We start from the raw sequence: 21,515 nt of genomic DNA on the forward strand, positions 1-21,515 counted from the left end.
TGTGCAGGGGAATCAGGAGGCTCCGGGAAATAGCGGGTTAGCGGGTACGGGATGCGGTGGCGGATGCCGTCGGCGGGGACGGTGCGGTCACGGCCGGTGCCGCCCGGGTGTCGGCGGCGGCACGTAGTTGCTTTGCGGCGCGGGCGAGGCAGGTGCGGCTCTCACCGAGCCGGTCCACGAGACCCGGGTACGTGGAGGCGATCGCCCGGGTGCGGGCGGGACCAGGTGCTTGGTGGGTGAGGTCGGCGAGGAGGCCGAGGTGGTGCACGGCCGAGCCGAGGGCGGCGAGCGCGGCACTGGTGGGCTCGGCCGCTTGGGCGAGCGCGAGCGTGGTGCGGCGGTGGGTGGCCGTGACGCGGGTCGGGTAGCGGGCGGCGGCCCGGTGGCGGAAGGCGCTCTCGCCGACGAGGTAGGTCAGCAGGCTGGCCAGGTGGCGGACTTCGTCGTCCAGGATCTCGCTCAGGGCCGGGTCCGGTTGGATCTGGTCGGGGAGCGGGAGGTGGTCGGCCACGGTGTTGAGCCGGTCGGCCACGTCGTGCAGCAGCATCCGCTGGTCAGGATCGGACAGCGGGAACTCCAGGATGGGTGGGGGTGTCTACCGCCGTGCTGAGGACGGCGTGCCCGCCGTCGGCTGTATGCCGGGCGCTGCTGTGGGCGGGCGGGTCGGTGGGCCCTCGGAGGCGGACAGATCGGTGCGGGACGCGGTCATGGGTTCCTGAGGCGCCGGGCGGCCTGGCGGTAGCGGGGCAGGAGCCGCCGGGAGACCGTGTGCGCGGCGCGGACTGCCTCGGCGGGGACTGCGATCGCGTGCGGGGCGTTGTCGTCGCCGAAGTAGTCGTGGGTGATGCCGTGCAGAGATCGCGCGCCGACGAGGACCTGCCCGCGATGCAGCGGGCGGTCGATCACGACGAGCTCAAGGCGGTTGGGGCCGGTGAGGATCGCGGCGCGGGGAACGCGGAATTGCATCCAGGCACTGGCCAAAGACGCGTTGTCCCACAGGTCGTCGAAGAAGTCGAGCTGGCTGTCCGGATCGGCGAAGTCGGTGATGCAGGAAACCCATTCGCCGGGCAGACGGTGACACAGGCCATGGGCGAGGGACTCCAGATCGCTGCCGGAGGTGGCGATGCGGACGGCCTCACGCTGTGAACGGCGGTACTCCCGTTGCTGGTTGTCGCGCCACAGGTCTTCGACGCGCTTGCCCGCAGCGGGAGAACCGGCGTCCGCGAAGATGCGGGGCAGGTGGTATTCCACGCCGATGCCTTGTCGGTCGGCATCGGCGAGGAACCGCGTGAGCCGGGCCGGAACGTCGTGGTCGTACCTGTCGTGGATCAGGATGGAGCCGAAGACGCCTCGTGGGCGCCAGAAGCCGTGGTCGGTAAGGAGGGTGTGGGCTGCAGCGGGGGCGTCGTTGCTGGTGAGGGCGATGACACCGATCTGGTCGTGATCGCCGAGGCTAATGGCGGGCATGGGCTTGTCTGCAGGTCCGTCAGTGTCGAACAACGCCAGGCTCGTGCGAGTGGAGTTGATGTCGGACGATGAGGCTCCGGCCGGTGACCCGCCATCGTCCGGGACGTGGCCGGTGTGGTCGAGCAGTTCGAGGGGCTCGGAGGTACTGCGCAGTTCGAGGTTCTGCTGCTGCGACCGGTGCGGCGTCGATTGTTCAGCGGGTTCTGGCACGGGGACCTCGTGGTGTCGGGAGGGCGGGGGCTACATCGCTTGTCGCCGTGGGCGGGTATTTCTTCGATCTCATGGCAGCCTCGTGACCTGGCAGTACACGTCGTCGGAGGTCTGCTCGCGGAGGCGGAGTCGTCGACGGAGCGTCGGGGGCGGCGAAGGGGTGTGTGCCGCCGACGAGGGAGGGGCGGCCATCGAGTTCGTCGAGCCAGCTCAGAAGTTTGGGCAGGTTCTTGTCGGGCCCGAACGCGAGGTAGGTGCCGTCGGCACTGTCGCAGCCGAACCACTCGGCGATCCCCAGCCTGATCCGGGAGTTGACGCGGCCCATGTGCACGCCTTTGCCGCGGGCCTTCGCCTCGCGGGCCAGCCGTTCGGCGACGGGGCCGAGTTTCCACTCGGTCGATCCGGCCAGGAACAGGACGTCGAAGTCGTCCCAGGGCAGCAGCCCGGGTGTATCGCAGCCGTCCTGGGCCGCGTAGGCCGCGGGCACGCCGAGTTCGCGGATGCGGGCCAGCCACGGCAGGGACTCGGTGAGGGTGCCGGCGGCGTCGAACGGCTGGTCCGGGGCGAGCGCCCACAGGCAGCGATCCGGCCCGTACCGTTCAACGGTCCGGTGCAGCCAGGCGAACCACGCTTGGGCTCCGGGCCAGTAGCGGCCGTTGCCGTCGCTGCCGAACTTGGAGTTGTCACAGGCATACAGCGCACCGTCGGGGATCCGGCTGCCTTGCGCGGGTGTGGTCATGCAGCCGATGCGGCCGGCGCTCATCGCAGCCCGTATCTCAGGCCCCGAGGGAGTGCCGAGGTAGCGCACCGTGGACCTCCCCGGAGGCGACGCCGACCGCCGTCCGGGCCACCTGCCTGCCGGGTGGAAGTCCGCGAAGTGGGGCCTGCGGCTGGTGGACCTCGCCATTTCGGGAAGGCGGCACGTTCCTGGTCTTTGAGCCGGGCGAGGGCGCAGTGAGCGTCGGGTGTGCCTGGTTCACCGGGCGCCGCGGCGGGGCATGGGGGTGGTCGCCGTCGGTGGCCCCGGGCTCGGGCCCGGCGGGAGAGCGGTCCGGGTGGTCCGGCGCGCGGGGGCCAGGGCACGCATGCGGTCGACAGCGGTGTGCAGGTCCTCGCCGAGACTGCGCAGGGTGGCCGCGGCGTCCTGAAGGTCGTAGTGGAGGTCGAATCCGTCGTCCTGCTCGGATTCCTTGGCCTTTTCCGCGGCTGCTTCGAAGAATTCGCCGAGCCGGTCCAGCAGGCCGCTGGTGGGGTCCAGAACCTGGTGCAGCAGGGCGGCGGCGTCCGTCGGTGACTCGGTGGCGTTGAGCCGGTCGGTGAGAGCGAGGAGTACGTCGCCGTAGACGAAGGTGCGGTCCGCGTTGTCGGAGACGTCCGCGGGTTTGGGGGTGCGGAGTGCCGGCTCGGCTGTGGACACGGGCGTACGGGAGGTGGGCGAGGAGGGGGTTGGCAGCAGCCCGAGCTGGGCGAGGCGATGGTCGATCGACTCGATCAGGGGCTGGGCGCTGCCGCCGTGCAGGGCTTCGGGCCGCCGGGTTGCACCGGGGTCGTCGGAGGGCGCCGAGTCGTAGAGGACCTCGGACAGCGACGGGTCGTCGGGGTGCTCGCGGGTCGCGATCCAGCCCTCCGGGCTGCCAGGCGGGCGGTCGGAGGGGGGCTCCTGCGGCGGACCGATGATCAGGTGACTGCCGTCGGGGAGGGATACGCGCACGATGTAGGCGCTGAGGCCGAACTCGATGTCGCACTCCAGCCCGCGCTCTCGCAGTGGCGTGGTGATGTGCGCGTGGCGGCGCCACAGCTCCTGCCACCACGGGGTGTCCACGTTGCGGTGGTCGGGAAGTGGTGCGAGCGCAGCCGCGCGGCGGGCGTCTGGAGTGTTCTCCTGGTCAGCGGCCACGGTTCCTCCTGCGGGAGGCCGACGTGCGGTGGGGCGGAGGTATCCGGCGAGCGGGGTCGGCTTCCGGGTTCGGCACGGGACTGAAGTCGAGTTCGTAGTCGTCGTAGGCGGCGATCAGGTCGTGCTCCATCTGGGCTTCGCGTTCGGCGACTTGTGCCATGAGGTCGTCGTGCTCGGCCTGGCACTGCTGGTAGTCGGCCCAGTCGGCGTCGCTGAAGTGGGCGGGGCGGTTCAGAGGACTCCTTGAAGGGGTGGGGTCGGTCTGGGTCAGCGGTGGCGACCGCCGGGCTTGGGCGGCGGCACCGGGCTCTGGCGGTGGGAGGGCGGGAGGAAGAAGCGGTGGAAGTCGAGGTGGTCGGTGAGTTCCTGGACTGCGTCACCGAGCGACTTCGACGCGCGCCGCAGACAGGAACGCGCCGTGGCGTGCTCGACGACCATGCGGTTGTCCCGGACGTAGCTGTCGTTCTCTCTGTGCGACCGGGGCGGTGAGAGCGCGGTCTGCGCGGTCTCGGCGAAGTGCGCTACGGCCTGGCTCGACAGGGTGACCGCCGACGCCAGATGGGCGAGGACGGCGCTGCCGGCACGGTTCGTACTGGGGGTGGTCCGGGCGAAGTCTGCGGTCAGCTGGACGACATCACGGGCGAGGGACTGTGCGCCGGTGACGTGCTGGAGAAGCGCGGTGTACGACGGTGAGGCCGGGACGTGACCGGTGCCGTCCAGCAGCTCCCACTGCTCGAACGCGCCGGAGAGTTTGCCCCTCACGGCGTTGAGCGCGTCGATGAGGTGGAGGGTGGTGGCGCGCGGGATCAGTTCACGCTGGATATCGGGTCTCATGAGTCTTTTGTGGCTTTTATGTGCATTCGAGCGTCGGTGTCGAAGAGTGCCAGCTCGTATGCGTGCAGGAGGTGCTGCACGATGAAAGATCGTCCGGCGACTTTCCACAGGCCACGCCCTCGGTTGAGGTGGGCGATGGCGTCCATTTCGACGGAGGTCAGGCCGAGAAGCGAGGCCGCGGCATGGAGTTGGTCGGTCTCCTGGCGGTAGATGATGCGGGTGGAGCAGTCGGCGAGGAGGCCCTCGGCCAAGGCACGGCCCTGTGATCCGGCGTCGCCGGCGGTGAGCAGGTCAGACAGCCGGTGGATCACCATGAGGTTGGCGATGCCGAGGCCGCGTGAGAGCTTCCACTGGGCCTGCATGCGCTGCAACAGGCCGACGTGCCGCATCAACCGCCACGCCTCGTCGTACACGATCCAGCGCCGGCCGCCGGACGGGTCGGAGAGGGCGGATTCCATCCAGGCACTCGCGCAGGTCATGGCCAGGACGAGGGCGGTGTCGTCGCCGGATCCGCCGAGACGGGAGAGGTCGATGGTGAGCATCGGCGCGTTCGGGTCGAAGGCGACGGTGCTCGGCGCGTCGAACATGCCGGCCAGGTCACCGTGGACGAGGCGGCGCATGGCGTGGGCCAGGTCGCGGGCGGCGTCGCCGAGCTGTCCCGACATCATCCCGGCGGCCTCGTCGAGCGCACTGGGGTTGTTGAGGGTGGTGGCGACATCGCCGAGCAGCGGGGTGCGGCCGGTGGCGGCGGCGCGGGTGACGACGGCGTCCAGGGCGACGTCCAGGGCGGTGTGCTCCATGGGCATCAGGTCCCGGCCCAGGACCGTCCGGGCCAGGGAGCCGAGCAGGAGCAGGCGCCGTTTGCGGATCTCGCCGACCCAGTCGTCCTCGGAGACGCTCTGCGGGCGCGGGGCCGCGTCCAGGGGGTTCAGCCGTCCGGGCAGTCCGGGGCCGAGTGCGACGGACCGGCCGCCGAGGGCTTGTGCCACCGGCGTCCATTCGCCCTTCGGGTCACACGGCACGTAGACGCGGTATCCGAAGGCCACCGAACGCAGCGCGAAGGACTTGGCGAGCGCGCTCTTGCCCTGGCCGATCACCCCGGCGAGCAGGAGGTTCGGGTTGGTGAATCCCTCGACCTTGCCGTACAGCGCGAACGGATCGAAGACGAAGGACGCTTCCGCGTGGACGTCGCGCCCGATGTAGATGCCCTCGGCGCCGAGTCCGCCTTCGGCCAGGAAGGGGTATGCGCCGGCGGCCACGGCCGTTGTCATGCGGTGGGCGGGCAGTTTCAGCCGGTTCCCCCGCGCGGAGGCGGGTCCGGGGCGTCCGTTCGCCGGGTAGAGCGCGGTGGGCATCTCGTGGGCGGCGGACGTGCTCTCGGTCTGGTGGGCACTGGCTTCCGCGCGGGCCTTGGCGGTGGCCTCGGCGAGCTGGCGACGGGCGGCCTTGCGGCTGGCGCGGTCGGTGCCGTGGGGGGTGAAGAGCGGGCTGGCGGAGGCGCGGCGGGCGCGGCGGGCGGGCCGATGGTTCATAGAGGGCCCTCGTTTCTGCGGGTGGTGCTCATCGCACGCAGGCTGTGGTGTGCGGGCGGAGGTCGGTGGGGGTGGTCTTGCGGCGGATGACATGCCCGGCGGCGAGGTGGCGCTGGCAGATCGTGAGTACGGGCGGCCCTTCGGGCAGCCGCTCTGGATGGCATGCGCTCGTCTCGGCTTCTGCTGTGGTGTTGTTGGGCAGCAGGTGGAAGGCAGAGTGGACCTCGCTGGTGGCCTGCCAGAGGCGGGTGTGCGCGGTGGCGAGGTGGCGGCCGGCGGCGGGGTGCGCAGGCCGGGTGTTTTCGGCGAGCCGGTCCACGAGCTGGTGCAGGGCGGTGAGGTGGGCGTGCAGCACGTCGAGGTGCACGCGGTCCGCCGGCCGGGGCGGGTTCGCGTCCGACGGTGCCAGGGTCCGGGTGTGGTGGCGTACTCCGGCGCTCGCGGCGCGGAGGTAGGGGTGCGCGTCGTCCGGAGGTGTGGGAGCGGTCAAGGGTGGTGGTCCTTCCCGCCGGCAGGCAGGGGCGGTGACGGATGGTCGAAGAGCAGCGGGCGCCACGTTGCTGACCGGCGGGGACGGGACCGGCTCACAGGGCGGTCCGGGCGAGCGGGAGCGCGGTGAGGGCAAAGGCGTCCGGCTGCTGGTAGTTGAGCCGTCGCAGATCGACGCCGGAGGTGACGGCGTGGGTCTCGATCTGTGCGCAGGCGGCGTCCAGGAGGGCGTCGGTCTCGGCGGTGACGGTGACCAGGCCGGTCAGGGCCACGTCGGCATGTCCGGCGATGAGCTGGCGCTCACGCTGCTTGACGTCGGCATACTCGACGGAGTCTTCCTCGCTGTCGACCTGCCCCCGGCGGGCCCTCTCGTTGGCGTCGGCGATGATCGCCGCCTTCTTCCGCTGGACGTCTCGCAGCGCGGACTCGAGTCCCTGCGGCACGTATATAAGGGAGAGGCTGCGCCGCACGCCGGCCGTGAACATGATCCCGTGCAGGAACCCGGCCCCCATCTCCGTCCTCGGCCAGTTCTCCACCCAATACGTCGCGTGCCGTGCGCTGTCGGTGGCGAGACGGTCGTACTCCTCGAACTGGACTACGGGCCCGGCGGCTGCGGGATCGGCCTCGGCCCTGCCGGTCTCGGACCACTGCTGGAGGGCGGCGAGTGCCTTCGGGTCGTAGGCGGTGCGGATAACGGCGGCGATCTCCCGCGCGCTCAGCCACCCGGTGACCTGGAGCCCGGCGTTACGGGCGGCCTGGGCGATGGACGCGGTGGTCTGCTCCATGACGGTGAACGCCCCGGGCAGCCCTCCGCCGGCCTGCGAGATCAGGCGCCGGGCGGCCTTGAGGTCGAGGGAGATGGCGAGGTAGGTCTCGTGCGGGGCGGCGGCAGGGCCGGCAGAGGAGACCAGCTCGGAGTAGATCTGTCCGGCGACGGGCGTCTGGGGCTGCCCGTGGTGGGTCCAGTGGCGGGTGAGGGTGTCGCCGCTGTCGGGGACGGTGCGCTCCAGCACCTGCACAGTGGCGACGTGCCCGGAGCGGGCGATGCCCGCGAGCGCGCGTCCCCAGCTGCTCACATTGTGGTTCTGGGTGGCGGGGTCGAGGAGGGCGAAGGCGCGGCTGGTGACGCGGGCGATGGCGGTCAGGGTCTGCCGGTGCGGGTCGTGCACGGCCGCGGCGCCGTTGACGGAGTCGCCGGGGGTGACCACCTTGAGGGAGGCGGTGGTGCCGGGCAGGTGGAGGATGCCGTCCTGCCGGGGCCGGGTGACGGGCCGGGCGAGCCAGAGGGTCTGGCCGGTGCGGCGGCGGTGTGCGTAGCGGGCGACGATCGGCGCCCAGTCGATGAGGGAGCGGCCGTGCCGGCGGATTGCGACGAGCGCACCGGATGCCGCCCACAGCGGGGCCAGGGCGACGGCGCCGAGCAGTCCGGTGGAGACCACCGTCATCAGCAGGAGCGCCAGTGTGCAGGAGACGAGGATGAGTTGGGGCAGGGAGAGGCCGAGGAGGATGCCGCGGCGGGACCGGTGCGGGAACTTCACCGTGACCGGGGCGACGGAGAGATCAGTCAAAGGGGCGGGTCCTGGAGACGCGGGGGAACCCGGGGGCGGGAGGTGCAGCGCACGTCCCGCCCCCGGTGGACGGGCAGGGGATCAGAGGCCGGTCGGCGGGGGAGAGGGTGAGGCCGACCCGCTGGACGTGGCGTTCTGTGAGCCGGGGGGCGGGGGTGCGCCCTGCGGCGGCGCGGTGGTGGTCGGCGGCGCGGACTGCCATCCGCTGCCCTGGCCGGAGGCGGCGTTCGATCCGGGCCCGCCCGGCCCCGGGCTGCCGCCCACTTGGCCGCTGGTGTCGTCGGACACGCTCGTCGGTGCAGGCTGGACGGCTTTCTCCAGACCGGACTTGACCGCGTCGCCACCGGGCGAGACGCCCGTTCCGCCGCCCTGCGAACCTTCCTTGCCCTCTCCGCCGCCGGTCGGGTTGGCGGCGACGTCGCCGGGGAAGCCGCCCCCGCCAGCGGCGTCGGGCCCCTGCGGTGCGGCGCCTGCTCCGGCGGCAGCGCCACCGGTTCCGGCAGTGGCCGCAGCCGCGGCGGCCTTACGGGCGGCCTTCTCTGCATGCGCCTTGGCGATCTGCGCTCCGGCGCCGCCGGCCCGGTGGATGGACTCGCCGTCGGTCCCGTCGGCCGCCCAGTGCACGAACTTGAAAACGGCGTACGGACACAGCAGGACCAAAATCATGATCACGATGCCGGACATGACGTCGGCCAGAGCGGCGATGCCGTCCTTGGCCTCGGTTTTGCCCATGGCTGCGATGCCGAGGATGAAGATCACGGTCATCAGGAGCTTGGAGACGACGAGGGTGGCGGTGGCCTCGATCCATCCCTTGCGCCAGCGCCGCGCGACCTCCCAGCCGCCGCCGGCGGACGCGAAGACGGCCAGCGTGACCATGACGAGGATGCCGACCTTGCGGACCATCATCACGCACCAGTAGAGGAAGGCACCGACGGCGGCACCAAGGCCGGCGACAACCGCAACGAGCCAGCCCATCCCGGACAGGCCGGCGATCTGGTTGACCTTCACGATGCGGCGCACGGCCGACTCGATGTTCAGGTGGGCGGTCTTGAACAGGCCGTCGCTGACGGCGTCGACCACTTCGACGGCGACTGTGGTCACAGAGATGGCGCAGAAGGCGAACAGGACGCCGCTCATGGTGCCGGTGAATGCTTGTGCCAGGGCTTGTCCGTCGCGTCGGACGGCGGCCCGCACCAGTTGCGCACAGAATGTGGCGACCAGCAGGACCAGGCCCAGCGGCAGCAGCATCTCGTAGTTGTCGACGAACCACGACGCGTTGAGGTCGACCTTCGTAGTGGTGTTGACTGCCTCGGCGGCCAAGTCGGCTGCAGCGGCTGCCAGTTCACCGGCGGACTTCGCCATCCAGTCACCGATGGCCTTGCCGGGGTCCGAGGCGAAATCGACTGCGTCGCCTACGGCGCACAGCTTGTCGGCCAGGGGGAAATCACAGAAACCCACGAGGAGTTGCTCCTCCCTTCTTGTCTCAGGCGCGGGTCACTGGGTGACGCTTGGGGCGATGGCGGCCAGGGTGCAGTCGTGATTCGGGCGGCACTGGACGGCGAGGGTCACGGCCCGTTCCTCGGCCCCGCCGCCGCCCTTCTTCCAGGCGATCTGCTGCGTGCCGTTGACGGTGACGACGTAGATGTACGCCTCAGTGATCGCGGACGGGTCGTCGGCCAGCGCCTGCTTGAACGCGGAGGGGTAGTGGCCCTCGGTGACGCTGGCGGTGGCGTGCTGGTCCTGGTCGGCCATCCGCGACCACAGCACCGGATCGGGAACCTGGCCGGAGACCGAGGCCCAGTCGGCGTACTTGGTCTCCGTGGTCAGCCAGGCACGCATGCCGGAGAGTTGCTGGTCGCGGCTGGTGTCGCGGGTGTCGTAGGACCACAGCATCTGGGCCGCTGCCTTGGCGTAGGCGACCGGTTCGGCGATCTGCGGAGGCTGGGACACCGACCCGGATCCGGCGGAAGGCTTGGAGGCGGCCTCGGAGGGAGACGGGCTGCCAGCCGGGGCGGGTGCGGCGGTGTCCGGGGCCTGGGGGCCGTTGCCGCCGCCGGTCAGCAGGGCGACGATCCCGGCGATGGCGAGCAGGACTGCGACGGCGGAGGCGACGATCGCGATGCGCCGGTTGGCCGACCAGCCACTGCCATACGAAGACAGGGAGAACAATCGTTTCTCCATCAGTGCACCTGCGACCCGAGGGTCGAGAAGAACGCGACGATTCCGTTCGCGGCGCCCAGGCCCAGGGCGGCGCCCGCGGCCACGACCGCGCCCTTCTTCCCGTTGGCCTCGGCCTGGTGACCGCCCGTGTGGTGGCCCCAGGCCCACACGCCGAGCGACACGGCGAGGGCGCCGACGACGGCGATGATGCCGAACAGGTTGATCGAGTTGACGACGTTCTTCAGCACGCTCAGGCCGGGCAGGCCACCGCCCGATGGGGTGATGCCGGGATCGTAGGCCAGGTACTGCACGGTTTCGAGTAGGGGCAAGGAGGCTCCTTGGGCACGCCGAAACCCGGCGCGCGGGAATCACAGAAGGAAAGGGAGGAACGAGGCAGCGCCTCGCAGAAAGGGAGGGCAGACACCACGCGGGAACCGGCCGGCTCGAGCGGCGTCCGCGAAGAGACGGCATCGCTCGCACGAGGACGCAGCCGGTGCCGCGCCGAGGCTACGGACCGAGCCGGTGCTCCCAGCGAAGGCGTCGGCTCAGGGGCCGAACCGGCCGTGGGAGACCCCTACTTCGGGATCGACGGCTTCGGAGCGGGGCTGGTCTTGTACGGGTTCGCGCAGTTGTAGATCATGTAGCCGCGGCCGATCTTCTTGCCGTCCGACTTCCGGGTGACGGTGCCGCGCGTGTACCAGGTCTTCTCGGCCCTCTTGTAGACCCACTGGTCGTAGACGACTTTGTCGTGCCGGTAGCCGATGCCCAAGACCGCGGATGTCTTCGACGGTGCCTTGCGCACCTTGACCGCATTGCAGCTGATGGTGGTGGTGCCGGTGTCGTACGCCTGTGCCGTGGAGGCGGTAGCCAGGCCGCCGGCGGCGACGGCCAGGCCCACAGAGGCTGCCGCGAGGGCACGCTGGGCGCGGGGGCGGGTTATCAAGAAGATGCTCCGTACTGTTTGGGGAATCTCGGTCAGCGATGGTGCGCCGGGGCCCTCGCGTGTAGGTTCCGATTTGACTTGTCGTCGGGTGCTGCGCTGACCTGCGGTTTCGGGCGGTTGTCCGGCCGGTTTGTCAGTGGATTCGTCCAGCCGATCTGTCGGATTCCTCAGCCGAGATAGCCCGTTCGGGCTCTGCTGACAGATCTCTCGGACAGCCGACCTGCGGGTTTGCCCCAGCGGGTGACATACCGATGAGAGATCGGTCGGACAGTGACAAGTTGAACCGGAACCTACATCGCGCCCCGGCCGGTGTCAGAGGACGCGGCGGGCGGCGAGAATCGTCCAGTCCTTGATCGGTGTGATCCGGACCGGCTTGGTGGTGCGCGGTGCCTCGATCACGAGGCCCTCGCCCATGTACATGCCGACGTGCTCAGGATGGGCGGCGGTGCCGCGGCTGAAGATCAGGTCACCGGGCTTGAGTTGGGCTGGCGAGACCGCCTTGCCCTCGTTGACCTGCGTGTACGTGGTGCGGGTGAGTGTGACGCCGGCGTGCGCGTACGCCTGCTGCATCAGGCTGGAGCAGTCGCAGCGGGCCATGGGGTCGGGGCCGTGCGCGTTGGTGCAGGAGCCGCCCCACTGGTAAAGCGTGCCGAGCTGGTGCATCGCCCACTCGATGGCCTTGCGCGCTTTCGGATCGGCGTCCTTCGGGATCGCGTAGCCCTTCGGGACGCTTCCCTCGGGGATGCGGCCGAACCCGGAACCGTCCTGGCTGGGAGCACAGCCGCTCGTGCCGGTCGATGGTTGCTTGCCCTGGTCTGCGTCCTTGCTGTCCGCGTCGGTGCCGCCGCCCGGGAAGGTCTTGGCGATGGCATCCTGCAGGGCGGTGGCCAGGCTCTCCCACTGCGCATACGCGTCGGGGTAGGCGGATCTCTGCACGGCTTGGGCGGCCTGGGCGACGGTCATCTGCTGCCAGCCGTTCACCTTGAGCAAGTGCTTGTAGAACTGCTCGGAGGCGTAGACCGGATCGCGGATCTGCTGGGCACTGCCCCAGCCTTGGGAGGGGCGCTGCTGGAACAGGCCGAGCGAGTCCCGGTCCCCGTAGCCCAGGTTGCGCAGTCGGCTCTCCTGCATCGCCGTGGCGAGCGCGATGATCTGTCCCTTCTTGGGGACGTCGAGCGAGAGGCCGGCGGCCACGATCGTCGCTGCGTTGGGGACTTGTTCGGCGGGCAGGTCCAGGCCCTCGATGTGGACGCCTCTGCCGGACGCGCCGTCGAGGATCTTGGTGACCTGCTTGGCGACCTTGCCTGTGTCGAGGTCGGTCAGGCAGTTGCTGAAGGAGCCGCTGGTTTGTACGGCGTCGGCGGAGGAGGCCAGCATCATGCCGGTGCCTGCGATCAGGATCGGGGAGAGGAAGACGACGCCGATGCCGGCGGCGAGCGCCTTCAACCGGAGCGGATCGCTTGCCGGTCAGCGCTTTCGGGCGTGGGTGGGTAGCGAGACGTCATGCACGTGTCCTTCGGAGTGCAGTGTCCGGCGTGCCGCGTGCGCGATGCGTGATTGGAAGGGCGCGGCGGCCGGGATGGGCGATCAAGGCGGGCCGGTGTGGGCGAGTTGCCGCTCGCTCCGCGTGGCCGGGCGGTGAGCTAGGTGTGCCGGGGCAGGGGGGTACCTCCGTGAGGTGGGGCGGGGACGTAGCCAGCGGCGGTGTGCGCCGGGCGGTTCAAAAACAGTAGGCCCGGATCGGCGGTTGACCAAAAAGCTGGCGTGAGGTGCCGGAATCCGGCACCTCAGCAATGCACTTCTTGGTCGTCGGCGTTTTCGCCTCTACAGTTTTTGGACTCCCCCCTCGCCCTCCTCGGTCTGCGGCCCTGGGCTTCTGCATGCCCACTCCCGGCCCGCGAGGATTTCTGTGCGAGGCGGTGAGTTCTCTCCGCGATTCCGCTCCCGAATAGGGGTTCCCTCTTTGCCTTTTTCCCTGCACCAGGGCGATGCCCTCAGTGTTCTCGCCGGCCTTCCGGACGGCTGCGTCGACTCCGTCATCACCGATCCGCCGTACAACTCGGGCGGTAGGACCGCGAAGGAGCGCACCACCCGCTCCGCGAAGCAGAAGTACACCTCCGCCGACGCCCAGCACACCCTGCCGGACTTCCCCGGCGAGAACATGGACCAGCGCAGCTACGGGTTCTGGCTGACGCAGATCATGACCGAAGCCCACCGCCTCACCCGAAACGGCGGCACCGCGCTGCTGTTCACCGACTGGCGTCAACTCCCGATCACGACGGACGCGATCCAGGCTGCCGGGTGGCTGTGGCGCGGGGTGCTGGCCTGGCACAAGCCACAGGCGCGGCCCCAGAAGGGCCGGTTCACCCAGAACTGCGAGTTCATCGTCTGGGCGTCGAAGGGAGCGATTGACGGCTCCCGGAACCCGGTCTATCTGCCCGGCCTGTACTCGGCCTCGCAGCCCTCCGGGGCGAAGCGCCAGCACATCACGCAGAAGCCCGTCGAGGTGATGCGTGAGCTGGTCAAGATCAGCCCCGAGGGTGGCACAGTCCTCGACTTCTGCGCTGGCTCCGGCTCTACGGGGGTGGCCGCTCTGCTGGAAGGCAGGGACTTCATCGGCGTGGAGAAGACCGAGCACTACGCGTCGATCGCGTCCGACCGGCTCACCGAAACGCTCCGCGAGACCCTCACGCAAGACGACGTGACTCTGACCGTCTGAGCCGCGAGCGCGCTTCCCGTCAAGGCGACCGGCGCCCTGGTGGACTTGTAACTCGCCGGCCGGTCCGAGCGTCGCCGCTTCCGTTTTCCTCTCATTCCGCGTCTCGTAGGAGGCCCAACTTCATCATGCCCGAAGCCATAAAACCCCCTGACGATGGGGAGTTGGAGCCGGTACGTATTCCCGATCCGCAGCTGGAAGGAATCGAGGCGAGCGTCAGACGGCTCATGGAGCAGTCGGCGCAACAGGCGCAGCAACTCGACCACCTCGCGTCCGCCCCAGCGCCGAGCGGATCACCGTTCGCCGCGTTCGGCATGCCGGGGCTCGGCGGCCCGCCTGCCGCCGCTCCGCCGGAGCCCCGCCCGATCCTGGAACTCGACGGGGAGGAACGCGAAGACGAACTCGACGCCTTGTCGGACTGGGTCGACGACTTCTTCCTCCCGGTCTACGGGGCGGAGGTCACCACCGCAGCGCCCTGGTGCCTGCAGTGGCAGGAGCACGACGACGTCGTGGCCTGGCTCCACGCCCTGTGGCTCGCCTACCAGCAGCACAAGGACCCCGAAGCCGGGCTCTCCGGCCTGTTCGTGTGGCACCGGGACTTCCTCACCCATGCCCTTGCGGCGATCCGCGCACCGGGCGGGCCGCTGTCGGCCTGCATGACCTCTCCCGACCGGCCCGCGCACCGTCTTCTGCCCGGCCCGCCGCCGTCCGTGCGCACGGAGACGGCGGCCACTGCGGAGGCCGCCGGGCCCGCCGAGCCGGACGAGCCGACGTCATGACCACGGGACAGGAGCAGCCCGCCTTCGGACTGAGCTTCGACCCCCGAGCGCTGACCGATCTCCTCCAGGCCCCCAGCGACATCCGCGACCTCACCCTCGCGTACCTGCAGGAAGTCGTGAACGCGCAGCGCTTCGGACTGCGCCTCGACGGTGACCTGGAGGGCTACCGAAAGCTGTTCGTGGACTCGCGCAAGGACTGGCGCGTCGTCTACGGCGTCCGCCCGGCGCCCGCGGAGTCCGCGCACCCGAAGGAGATCCACGTCGTCGCCATCCGGCCGCGTGCGGGCAACGACGTCTACGACGAGGTCGGCCGCCGCCTGGGGATGACCCGCCGGCCGCTGAGCGCCCGCACCCACGCGGCCCGCTCCCGCTCCCCGCAGCTGACCACCCGCACTCCGGCGCCCCGGCCCGGTCCACCGCCCACCGCACTGCCGGGTCTGCCCCGTCCCGCACACAACCCCGCGCACCATCACACCCGCTGAACGCACGGAACCTCGCCTATGCCCCCTGAACCCGCGCCGACACCAGGTCGGCGTGCGGTCTCCCCGCTCGACCACCGCCTCGAAGCCGCCACCGGTCACGACATCGACACCCTGTGGGCCTACCGCGACCGCGGCATCCTCGACGAGCCACACGCCCACCTGGTCGACCGGCACCGCGAGCTGGCCAAGACCCAGACCGGCGTCACCTTCTTTCTCCGCCTCCTCCACCGCCTTTCCAGCGGCGAGTTCGACGTCAACGACGCCCTGTTCACGCGCATCAACCGCACCGTGGACCAGCTGGAGGAGGCCGCCGCCGCGCGGGACGCCGCCGCCCGGAGGGTGTTCGCCGCCTTGGAGCCCATTGAGGCCGCCGCGGCGGCCTCCGCGCCCGGCGCGCAGCGGCTTTCGACGGACGACCAGGCCGCGCTGCTCGCCATCGCCGGTGGCGCCAAGCTCTACGAACACCTGCTGACCGGCCGGATGTCCGTCACCGCCGCCTCCGGTACCCGCATCCCACACGCCAAGCTGCAGCGGCTGGAGGACGCCGGCCTGGTCGTCCGGGATACCGGCCACCCCGTGCACGCCGGCCAGCCGGTCGCACTCACCGACGCCGGCCGCGCCGCGCTGTTCGCCGCTCGGCGGACCCCCACGACCCGGGCACCCACGCTCCCGGCTCGCCCCGGCACATCGCCGTCCACCCCGGTGCAGCGGCGGTGAACTCCACCGAGAGGCCCTTGTTGACTCCTACCGAACCGGCGCCGGCCCGGAAGCCGATCCCCCAAGTCGACTTCGAGCTGGACGACTTCGACGCCGACGAGGAGATGTACCTCGACTTCTACCGCCAGGTCGCCGTCCACGAGGACATGCTTGTCCCCCTCGCTGTACACCACACTCCCAACGGCGCGCACAGCTACTACGTCCTGTTCGACCGAACCGCCACGTGGGGACACCCTGGTATGGCGCAGCTGCTCGCCGTGCATCTGCAACGGGACCGCGAGAAGCGGACGTTCACCTTCGAGCAGGCTGCTATGCCGCTGCAGGCGATGGCGCAGTCCTGGCTCATCCACCGTGGCTGCCCGCAGAACGCCATCGGCCTCGACCCCGAGCTGGGGCCACCGCCGGCGGACGAGGCGACTCGTGCGCTGGAGCGACGCCTCGCGGGCGACGGCGACCACTACGCCATGGGCTACTCCTACACCAGCGACGACCCGGACGACACGGTCACCGTCGTGGCACTGCGCGCCCTGGACGAGCGAGCCCCCAGCCCGTTCCGCGTCGTGGTCGAGGAAGTCGACACCGACGCGTGGACGCACACCCTGCGCGAAGGCGGCTTCGACACGGTGGGCGAGGCCCTGCAGTGGTGCGACGACCGGCTTACCGGCGAGGCCGGTCCCCTCCCGCCGGTCCGCCCGTCGGCCGCAGCCGGCAGCCCTGCCGGTGTGGCGAAGGCCCCTGCTCCGCGCCCGCCCGGCCGGTCGCGCTGAGCGCCAAGGCCGACGCGGGCGGCGCAACATAGCCGACGATCGCCGGTTAGCCAAACCGGCGATTCTCCGGACTCTTATACAGCCGCCGGGACAACTCCCGCGGCGCCATTCCATGCAATCCCTATGCCTTCACGGAGGTTTCTTCCGCATGCGCTCCACCCGAATTGCCATATCCGCGGCGATGCTCGGAACACTCGCTCTGCCGATGCTGTCCGTTACGCCCGCGAGCGCGGCCCCCGTCGCCGCTGCCTCGACGGTCACGAGCATGGTGACGCCCTGCCCGGACCTCCCGCCGCTGCCGTACAAGGTCCACGCGTCGGCGGTGACCATCCGGTCCAAGGCCACCACGAAGTCCACTGCGGTCGGAGTGCTCTACAAGAGCCACAAGTTCACCGTGCACAAGAAGAGCGGCAACTGGCTCTACATCACCGACCGGACCACGGGCGTCAAGGGCTGGGTCTCCGGCACCTACGTCTACCGCGACACCCGTATGTGCCTGGACTGACAGCAATTCAACAGGTGCCCGAAGGTGGCTGAGCCGCCGGGTACGGCCGCCCGTCACATTCCCCCAGGCATCGGCCTTTCCAGAACAGGAGTTTTCTTTTTGTCCGACGGCATATCCGATGACGCTGAGGATGTCGTGGGCGTGCTCACCGAACGGATCGAAGCGCGCTTCGCCATGGACATGGACCAGTTGAAGGCCGCGGTCTCCGCCGCGCCGACCGCGCATCCTGACGCCACCGAGGTCGTCAGGTGGCACGGCCTTCTCGTCGAGGCCCAGTCGGTGCTCGACCGCGCTGAGGACGACCTCCTCGCCGCGCTGGAAACCCAGCCCAGCGAGGTCGACGACCCGACGATGGGCCTTGCCCACCGCGTGAACGCGGCCGTCGCCACCCGTGACGGCCGGGCCTTGGTCGTGCGGTGGCTCCTGGACCCGGATGCTCCGGGCAAGAAGGACCTCGCCGCGGAACGCCTCGCCCGTCTGCGCCCCCGAACCGGGCCGGCGGTGCCCACCAGCGCTCCCCACCGACCCGCGGGCACACCCGCGTCGGCGTGGCGGGCGGGAAGGCCCGTCCGGTGAGCCGGGGCAAGGCAAGCACCATGGACGGCGACCTGGAGGATGTCTTCGGGAACGCGGTTGCGGAGCTTTACGAGGCGGCTGTCGGCCCCGACGCCTCGCCTGCCCTCGCCCGTGCCCTGGAACTGCGCTCCTTCCTGGCGCTGACCGAGGAGCAGGTCGCCCGCGTCCGCGACCGCGTGCACGCGGACATGGATCCGGACCGCGACATGGGCGAGTTGTCGGCGGACAAGCTCCGCTTCGACGCGCAGTGGCTGGAGGCGGCGCTCGATGCCCGCGACGGCTACCGCGCCGCCCTCCGGGAACTGCTGCGCACCATGCCTGCGCCCGACCAGCGGGCCCGCCCTGTCCGCACGGCACAACTCAGGGTCACCGCAGCCCTGCCCCCGTCCGCCGCCCCGGCACCTCAGCGTGCCGGGGCGGCCCGGGCCCGCCGACCCTGAAAGCTCCCGCTTGTCTCACCTCACGTCCACCGAGATAGCCGGACGGATCGAGGACCTGTACGGCGCGCCGCTCGCCGACCTCGAAGCCCACGCCCAGGATCAGCCGCCTGGCATGCTCTCCGCCCTGCTCGGCATGCACGACGACCTCGTCCTCGCTGAGCGCAGCATCGACTTCCACCGTGACCACCTCGCCCGGCTCGTCCACCCAGAGCGGCAGATCGGCCGGCATGAGGTCTCCCACCTTCTCGACGGCTCTCGCCGGCTCGCCGAGGCAGTCGCAGTCCGCGACGTCCAGGCCAAGTCGGTCGCCGCCGTTTTGCAGAGCCTGGCCCGCGTCCCGGCGCCAGTGCTGTCCCCGCCGACTGCTTCGCCGCCCGTTCCGGCTCCGCCTCTTCCGGTCCAGAGCACGGCGCACAGCCGCTGATCCGCTGGCGTTTTCCCTTCCCCACTCCAGGAGTTCCTCCCTTGGCCATCACCGCCCTGCCTCCCGACACCGATGCCGACATCGCCCGGGTCACTGAGGCCCTCGCCATGATCACCCCGCGTTGGAACGTGAGGATCCTGCTGGCACTCTCCGGCCCGCCGCAGCGTTACAGCGAGCTGGCGGCCAAGGTGTCCTGGCTGCAGAACGGCCAGCTCCACCCCAAGCTCAAGTCGCTGTGCGACGCCGGGCTCGTCGAGCGCACCGAACACACCGCACGGCATGTGACCTACGGCCACACCGAGCGCGGGGCCGCCCTGCTGCCGGTCCTGCCGGTGATCGTCACCTGGGCCGAGGAACATCTGGAGAAGGCGGACCGCCCGCTGCTCGCGATCGAGCAGATCGAGGACAGCCTCACCCTGCTCACCCGGCGGCACGCCGCCGCCATCCTGTGGGTCCTCAAGTCCCGGACGGAGGTCAGCGGGCGGGCCCTGGCCCGGATCGTGATGCCCAGCAGCGACTGGACCAACGTGTACCCGCCACTGCGGCAGCTCGTCGCCGACGGCCTGGTCGACACCGAGGGCCTCGGCCAGCCCTACCGGCTGTCCACGGCGGGCGACGGCCTGAGCCCCGTTCTCGGCGCCCTGTCCGCCTGGTCCGCCGGACAGCCCCTCAACCAGGCGGCCCAACACCCGGTCTGGGGGCACCCGCAGGCCAAGCCCGCGCCGAGGCCGTGGGTCAGCAGCCAGTCCCGGCCGGCCCCCGCAACCCTCCCGCAGGCCCGGACGGGTGAGTCCTCTCCGGCGTGGCACAACCGCGATCTCTTCTCGCACGCCACCCCCGCCCGCCCGCAGGCGGCCGTCCCGGCGGGAGGTCCGCGCCGATGACCACTCCCTCCACCACGGCCGAAGTACGCAACGCGATCGAGCTGCTGGCTTCGCGATCCTTGATCCGCCTGGTCACCGAGATCGACGACAACGGGGCGATACCTCCCAGGCGGCTGGCCGGTACCCTCCCTGACTTCTCCTCGCACCAACTGCGCCGCGCCACTGAGACGGCCCGCGCCCACGGTCTCGTCCGGACCGCACCCGGCACCGGCCTGGAACTCACCGAGCATGGCTCGGAGTTGGCCGACCTGTACGACGCTGCGGCGCGCTGGGCCCGACACCACGCCTTCCCGACACCGGTTTGCGAGTTCAGCAGTCGCGTCCGCCACGTCCTCGACCTCCTGGCGCCCTCGCTCGCGACCGAGCGCGCCGACGGCCACCCGCGGCCGTCCGCCGCGCGGCTGCCCAGCGACGAGGCCGAAGCGGACCTCGTCCGTCCCCGCACCCTCCTGATTCAGTGGCTGGCCGGCAACCCTCAGATCACCCGGGTGTCCGAGCCCGAGCCGGCCGCGTGAGCACAGCGGCTGCACCCCGGCATGCACGCCACAGCGCCGGGCTGATGTGCAGCATCTACCTGCCGCGCACGGCGGACGCCCTCGCGTTCGCGATGTGCACCTACGGCATCCCGCTGCTGGTCCTGGCCACCACGCGCTCCGCCGCTCTGACGGGCGCCGCGTTCGCCCTGGAGTGGATCCCGCGGCTGGCGGCGTTCGGGTGGGCCGGATCCATCGTCGACCGGCGCGGGGCGGCAGTCGTCTTCCACCTCGCCTCCCTGGGACGCGCGTTGGTCCTCGCCGCCGGCGCAGCTTTGCTCCACTTCTACCCGTCCGGCACCGTGGCGACCGCAACGGTGATGGTGCTTGCGGCGACGACCGGCGTGCTCACCGAGTTCAGTTACATCGCGGCCGAGACCGCGGGCGCCGCCGCCGGCCGGCGGGCAGGAAAGCGGGCCCACCGCGTCCAGGCTGCCCTGCTCGGCATCGACCAGACCGCGACCCTGGCCGGCCCGGCCCTCGCCGGAGTGCTCCTGCTCGCCGGGGCGCCGACGATGCTCGCGGTGATCACGGTGCTCTCACTTCTCGCCGCGATGCTCGCCCTGCGCACACCCCCCTCACCCGTTGCCCCGGCCCGCGCGCCGAAGGGACAGTCCGGCGCCGGACTCCTCACCGGGTGGCGCACGATCCGCTCTCTTCCCGCGCTCGGCTGGCTCGTGACCGGGCTGACCCTGTCCAACCTGGCCACCGGACTCCTCCAAGCGGCCGGACCGGTGATCGTCGTCAAGCACTTCGGGCAGTCCACCACGGCCGTCGGCCTAGTCTGGTCCGCAGCCGCCGCAGCGACGCTCCTCAGCGTCACGCTCTGCCGGTTCGCGCTCGACCGCCTGGGCCTGTGGCCGGTCGGTGCCGCCTGCGCCGCCCTCGCCTCGCTCGCCTGCCTCGCAGCCGCCCAGGCCCCCGACTACCGGTCCTACCTGGTCCTGGTCGCGGTCCTCATGGCGGCCGACGGCGGCATGACGGTCGTCCTGCGCACCCTGCGCTCCCGCCTGATCCCCCCGGAGACGTTCGGCAGCACCCTGTCGGCGACCATCCTCGTCCTCCTGCTGCCCTTCCCCGTCGCCGGCGTGCTCACCGCGCTCACCCCGCCCGACGCACTGGGCCACGCCATCACCGTCTGCGCCGGTCTGCAGGCCCTCGGCCTGTTGTACGCGTTCGCCCGCCTGCGCACCGATCCCGCCCTGCGCACCTGACCCTGTCGCGCTTTTCCCCAGCCTGTGGAGAACCTCATGCCCACCACGATCCTCGGGACGAACCGCGCGAGCGGTCGCACCATCACCGAACAGTTCCACGCCTTCGACGCACACAATCCGCACGTCTACCGCGCTCTGGAACGCATGGCCGCCCGCCGCCTGGCCGCCGGCGCCACACGGGTCAGCCTCAAGGACCTCTTCGAAGACCTGCGCCGCCAACTCCCGTACGGCGTCGCCGGGCTGAACAACAACTTCACCGCCCTCTACGCCCGCCGCCTGATCGACGACCACCCCCACTGGGCCGGCGTGTTCGAGCTGCGCCGCCGCCGGGCCGCCTGAGCCCCCCTTTCCCTTCCCTCGTCCTGCCGCCTACCGACT

27 protein-coding genes are annotated in these 21,515 nt (G+C 70.8%); 13 read left to right on the forward strand and 14 right to left on the reverse strand.

What is annotated here, in order from left to right:
- Nucleotides 1-37: 37 nt before the first annotated feature.
- The 14 genes from ACIBAF_RS22980 to ACIBAF_RS23045 all read right to left on the reverse strand — a co-directional run bounded on the left by ACIBAF_RS22980 (nt 38) and on the right by ACIBAF_RS23045 (nt 12,546).
- Complete coding sequence (locus ACIBAF_RS22980; protein ID WP_399465263.1) at nt 38-547, reverse strand: hypothetical protein; 510 nt, start codon at nt 545-547, stop codon at nt 38-40.
- A gap of 158 nt (nt 548-705) precedes the next feature.
- Entirely contained in the window at nt 706-1,677 is a 972-nt protein-coding gene (locus tag ACIBAF_RS22985) for a hypothetical protein (RefSeq protein WP_399465264.1), read from the reverse strand.
- On the reverse strand, nt 1,661-2,416 hold the full coding sequence (locus ACIBAF_RS22990) for a hypothetical protein (protein WP_399465265.1): 756 nt from the start codon (nt 2,414-2,416) through the stop codon (nt 1,661-1,663). The genes ACIBAF_RS22985 and ACIBAF_RS22990 overlap by 17 nt, the downstream gene beginning before the upstream one ends.
- Before the next feature lie 237 nt (nt 2,417-2,653).
- Nucleotides 2,654-3,574, reverse strand: a complete 921-nt coding sequence (locus tag ACIBAF_RS22995; protein WP_399465266.1) for a hypothetical protein — start codon at nt 3,572-3,574, stop codon at nt 2,654-2,656.
- On the reverse strand, nt 3,564-3,734 hold the full coding sequence (locus ACIBAF_RS23000) for a hypothetical protein (RefSeq protein ID WP_399465267.1): 171 nt from the start codon (nt 3,732-3,734) through the stop codon (nt 3,564-3,566). Before ACIBAF_RS23000 ends, ACIBAF_RS22995 begins: the two co-directional genes overlap by 11 nt.
- A 107-nt stretch (nt 3,735-3,841) precedes the next feature.
- Nucleotides 3,842-4,408 (reverse strand): hypothetical protein, encoded by a 567-nt coding sequence (locus ACIBAF_RS23005; RefSeq protein ID WP_399465268.1) that lies wholly within the window; start codon nt 4,406-4,408, stop codon nt 3,842-3,844.
- Complete coding sequence (locus tag ACIBAF_RS23010) at nt 4,405-5,940, reverse strand: VirB4 family type IV secretion system protein (RefSeq protein ID WP_399465269.1); 1,536 nt, start codon at nt 5,938-5,940, stop codon at nt 4,405-4,407. The genes ACIBAF_RS23005 and ACIBAF_RS23010 overlap by 4 nt, the downstream gene beginning before the upstream one ends.
- 28 nt (nt 5,941-5,968) lie before the next feature.
- On the reverse strand, nt 5,969-6,430 hold the full coding sequence (locus ACIBAF_RS23015) for a DUF6238 family protein (RefSeq protein ID WP_399465270.1): 462 nt from the start codon (nt 6,428-6,430) through the stop codon (nt 5,969-5,971).
- A gap of 94 nt (nt 6,431-6,524) precedes the next feature.
- Nucleotides 6,525-7,997, reverse strand: a complete 1,473-nt coding sequence (locus ACIBAF_RS23020) for an SCO6880 family protein (protein ID WP_399465271.1) — start codon at nt 7,995-7,997, stop codon at nt 6,525-6,527.
- Nucleotides 7,998-8,078: 81 nt separating this feature from the next.
- Nucleotides 8,079-9,455, reverse strand: a complete 1,377-nt coding sequence (locus tag ACIBAF_RS23025) for an ATP-binding protein (RefSeq protein WP_399465272.1) — start codon at nt 9,453-9,455, stop codon at nt 8,079-8,081.
- Nucleotides 9,456-9,491: 36 nt separating this feature from the next.
- Nucleotides 9,492-10,178 carry a hypothetical protein gene (locus ACIBAF_RS23030; protein ID WP_399465273.1) on the reverse strand — a complete coding sequence of 229 codons (687 nt, stop codon included), beginning with the start codon at nt 10,176-10,178 and terminating at the stop codon, nt 9,492-9,494.
- Nucleotides 10,178-10,486, reverse strand: a complete 309-nt coding sequence (locus ACIBAF_RS23035; RefSeq protein WP_061334899.1) for a DUF6112 family protein — start codon at nt 10,484-10,486, stop codon at nt 10,178-10,180. Before ACIBAF_RS23035 ends, ACIBAF_RS23030 begins: the two co-directional genes overlap by 1 nt.
- 245 nt (nt 10,487-10,731) lie before the next feature.
- Entirely contained in the window at nt 10,732-11,100 is a 369-nt protein-coding gene (locus ACIBAF_RS23040) for a hypothetical protein (RefSeq protein WP_399465274.1), read from the reverse strand.
- A 312-nt stretch (nt 11,101-11,412) separates the two neighbouring features.
- Entirely contained in the window at nt 11,413-12,546 is a 1,134-nt protein-coding gene (locus tag ACIBAF_RS23045; RefSeq protein ID WP_399465276.1) for a C40 family peptidase, read from the reverse strand.
- Nucleotides 12,547-13,063: 517 nt separating this feature from the next.
- Here ACIBAF_RS23045 and ACIBAF_RS23050 point away from each other — a divergent pair.
- The 13 genes from ACIBAF_RS23050 (at nt 13,064) to ACIBAF_RS23110 (ending at nt 21,476) form a co-directional block, all read left to right on the forward strand.
- The gene (locus tag ACIBAF_RS23050) at nt 13,064-13,819 is read left to right on the forward strand and encodes a DNA-methyltransferase (RefSeq protein WP_399465277.1); all 756 of its coding nucleotides are present in this window, start codon (nt 13,064-13,066) and stop codon (nt 13,817-13,819) included.
- Between the two features lie 224 nt (nt 13,820-14,043).
- Nucleotides 14,044-14,595 carry a DUF4913 domain-containing protein gene (locus ACIBAF_RS23055; protein ID WP_399465451.1) on the forward strand — a complete coding sequence of 184 codons (552 nt, stop codon included), beginning with the start codon at nt 14,044-14,046 and terminating at the stop codon, nt 14,593-14,595.
- A complete protein-coding gene (locus ACIBAF_RS23060; protein WP_399465278.1) occupies nt 14,592-15,077 on the forward strand; it encodes a hypothetical protein in 486 nt (161 codons plus the stop codon). Before ACIBAF_RS23055 ends, ACIBAF_RS23060 begins: the two co-directional genes overlap by 4 nt.
- Before the next feature lie 18 nt (nt 15,078-15,095).
- Nucleotides 15,096-15,794, forward strand: coding sequence for a hypothetical protein (locus ACIBAF_RS23065; RefSeq protein WP_399465279.1), 699 nt, complete (start codon nt 15,096-15,098; stop codon nt 15,792-15,794).
- Nucleotides 15,795-15,811: 17 nt separating this feature from the next.
- A complete protein-coding gene (locus ACIBAF_RS23070) occupies nt 15,812-16,561 on the forward strand; it encodes a hypothetical protein (protein ID WP_399465280.1) in 750 nt (249 codons plus the stop codon).
- A gap of 181 nt (nt 16,562-16,742) precedes the next feature.
- Complete coding sequence (locus tag ACIBAF_RS23075) at nt 16,743-17,066, forward strand: SH3 domain-containing protein (RefSeq protein WP_399465453.1); 324 nt, start codon at nt 16,743-16,745, stop codon at nt 17,064-17,066.
- 99 nt (nt 17,067-17,165) lie between these two features.
- The gene (locus ACIBAF_RS23080; RefSeq protein WP_399465282.1) at nt 17,166-17,642 is read left to right on the forward strand and encodes a hypothetical protein; all 477 of its coding nucleotides are present in this window, start codon (nt 17,166-17,168) and stop codon (nt 17,640-17,642) included.
- Nucleotides 17,639-18,082: a hypothetical protein gene (locus ACIBAF_RS23085; protein ID WP_399465283.1), complete on the forward strand. Its 444-nt coding sequence runs from the start codon at nt 17,639-17,641 to the stop codon at nt 18,080-18,082. The genes ACIBAF_RS23080 and ACIBAF_RS23085 overlap by 4 nt, the downstream gene beginning before the upstream one ends.
- Before the next feature lie 10 nt (nt 18,083-18,092).
- Complete coding sequence (locus ACIBAF_RS23090; protein ID WP_399465284.1) at nt 18,093-18,506, forward strand: hypothetical protein; 414 nt, start codon at nt 18,093-18,095, stop codon at nt 18,504-18,506.
- 41 nt (nt 18,507-18,547) lie between these two features.
- Nucleotides 18,548-19,390 (forward strand): winged helix-turn-helix transcriptional regulator, encoded by an 843-nt coding sequence (locus ACIBAF_RS23095; protein WP_399465285.1) that lies wholly within the window; start codon nt 18,548-18,550, stop codon nt 19,388-19,390.
- A complete protein-coding gene (locus ACIBAF_RS23100) occupies nt 19,387-19,905 on the forward strand; it encodes a regulator (protein WP_399465286.1) in 519 nt (172 codons plus the stop codon). The genes ACIBAF_RS23095 and ACIBAF_RS23100 overlap by 4 nt, the downstream gene beginning before the upstream one ends.
- A complete protein-coding gene (locus tag ACIBAF_RS23105) occupies nt 19,902-21,137 on the forward strand; it encodes an MFS transporter (protein WP_399465287.1) in 1,236 nt (411 codons plus the stop codon). The genes ACIBAF_RS23100 and ACIBAF_RS23105 overlap by 4 nt, the downstream gene beginning before the upstream one ends.
- A gap of 36 nt (nt 21,138-21,173) precedes the next feature.
- Nucleotides 21,174-21,476 carry a hypothetical protein gene (locus ACIBAF_RS23110; RefSeq protein WP_037729836.1) on the forward strand — a complete coding sequence of 101 codons (303 nt, stop codon included), beginning with the start codon at nt 21,174-21,176 and terminating at the stop codon, nt 21,474-21,476.
- Nucleotides 21,477-21,515: the final 39 nt, after the last annotated feature.

The sequence above is a fragment of the Streptomyces sp. NPDC051677 genome (assembly GCF_044453465.1).
Classification (GTDB): Bacteria; Actinomycetota; Actinomycetes; order Streptomycetales; family Streptomycetaceae; genus Streptomyces.

Excerpts from the sequence above, each read along its gene's own strand:
- ACIBAF_RS22980 (WP_399465263.1), bottom strand. The coding sequence starts at position 547 with ATGCTGCTGCACGACGTGGCCGACCGGCTCAACACCGTGGCCGACCAC.
- ACIBAF_RS22990 (WP_399465265.1), bottom strand. The coding sequence starts at position 2,416 with ATGACCACACCCGCGCAAGGCAGCCGGATCCCCGACGGTGCGCTGTAT.
- ACIBAF_RS23000 (WP_399465267.1), bottom strand. The coding sequence starts at position 3,734 with ATGGCACAAGTCGCCGAACGCGAAGCCCAGATGGAGCACGACCTGATC.
- ACIBAF_RS23005 (WP_399465268.1), bottom strand. The coding sequence starts at position 4,408 with ATGAGACCCGATATCCAGCGTGAACTGATCCCGCGCGCCACCACCCTC.
- ACIBAF_RS23010 (WP_399465269.1), bottom strand. The coding sequence starts at position 5,940 with ATGAACCATCGGCCCGCCCGCCGCGCCCGCCGCGCCTCCGCCAGCCCG.
- ACIBAF_RS23030 (WP_399465273.1), bottom strand. The coding sequence starts at position 10,178 with ATGGAGAAACGATTGTTCTCCCTGTCTTCGTATGGCAGTGGCTGGTCG.
- ACIBAF_RS23055 (WP_399465451.1), top strand. The coding sequence starts at position 14,044 with ATGGAGCAGTCGGCGCAACAGGCGCAGCAACTCGACCACCTCGCGTCC.
- ACIBAF_RS23060 (WP_399465278.1), top strand. The coding sequence starts at position 14,592 with ATGACCACGGGACAGGAGCAGCCCGCCTTCGGACTGAGCTTCGACCCC.
- ACIBAF_RS23065 (WP_399465279.1), top strand. The coding sequence starts at position 15,096 with ATGCCCCCTGAACCCGCGCCGACACCAGGTCGGCGTGCGGTCTCCCCG.
- ACIBAF_RS23075 (WP_399465453.1), top strand. The coding sequence starts at position 16,743 with ATGCTCGGAACACTCGCTCTGCCGATGCTGTCCGTTACGCCCGCGAGC.
- ACIBAF_RS23100 (WP_399465286.1), top strand. The coding sequence starts at position 19,387 with ATGACCACTCCCTCCACCACGGCCGAAGTACGCAACGCGATCGAGCTG.
- ACIBAF_RS23110 (WP_037729836.1), top strand. The coding sequence starts at position 21,174 with ATGCCCACCACGATCCTCGGGACGAACCGCGCGAGCGGTCGCACCATC.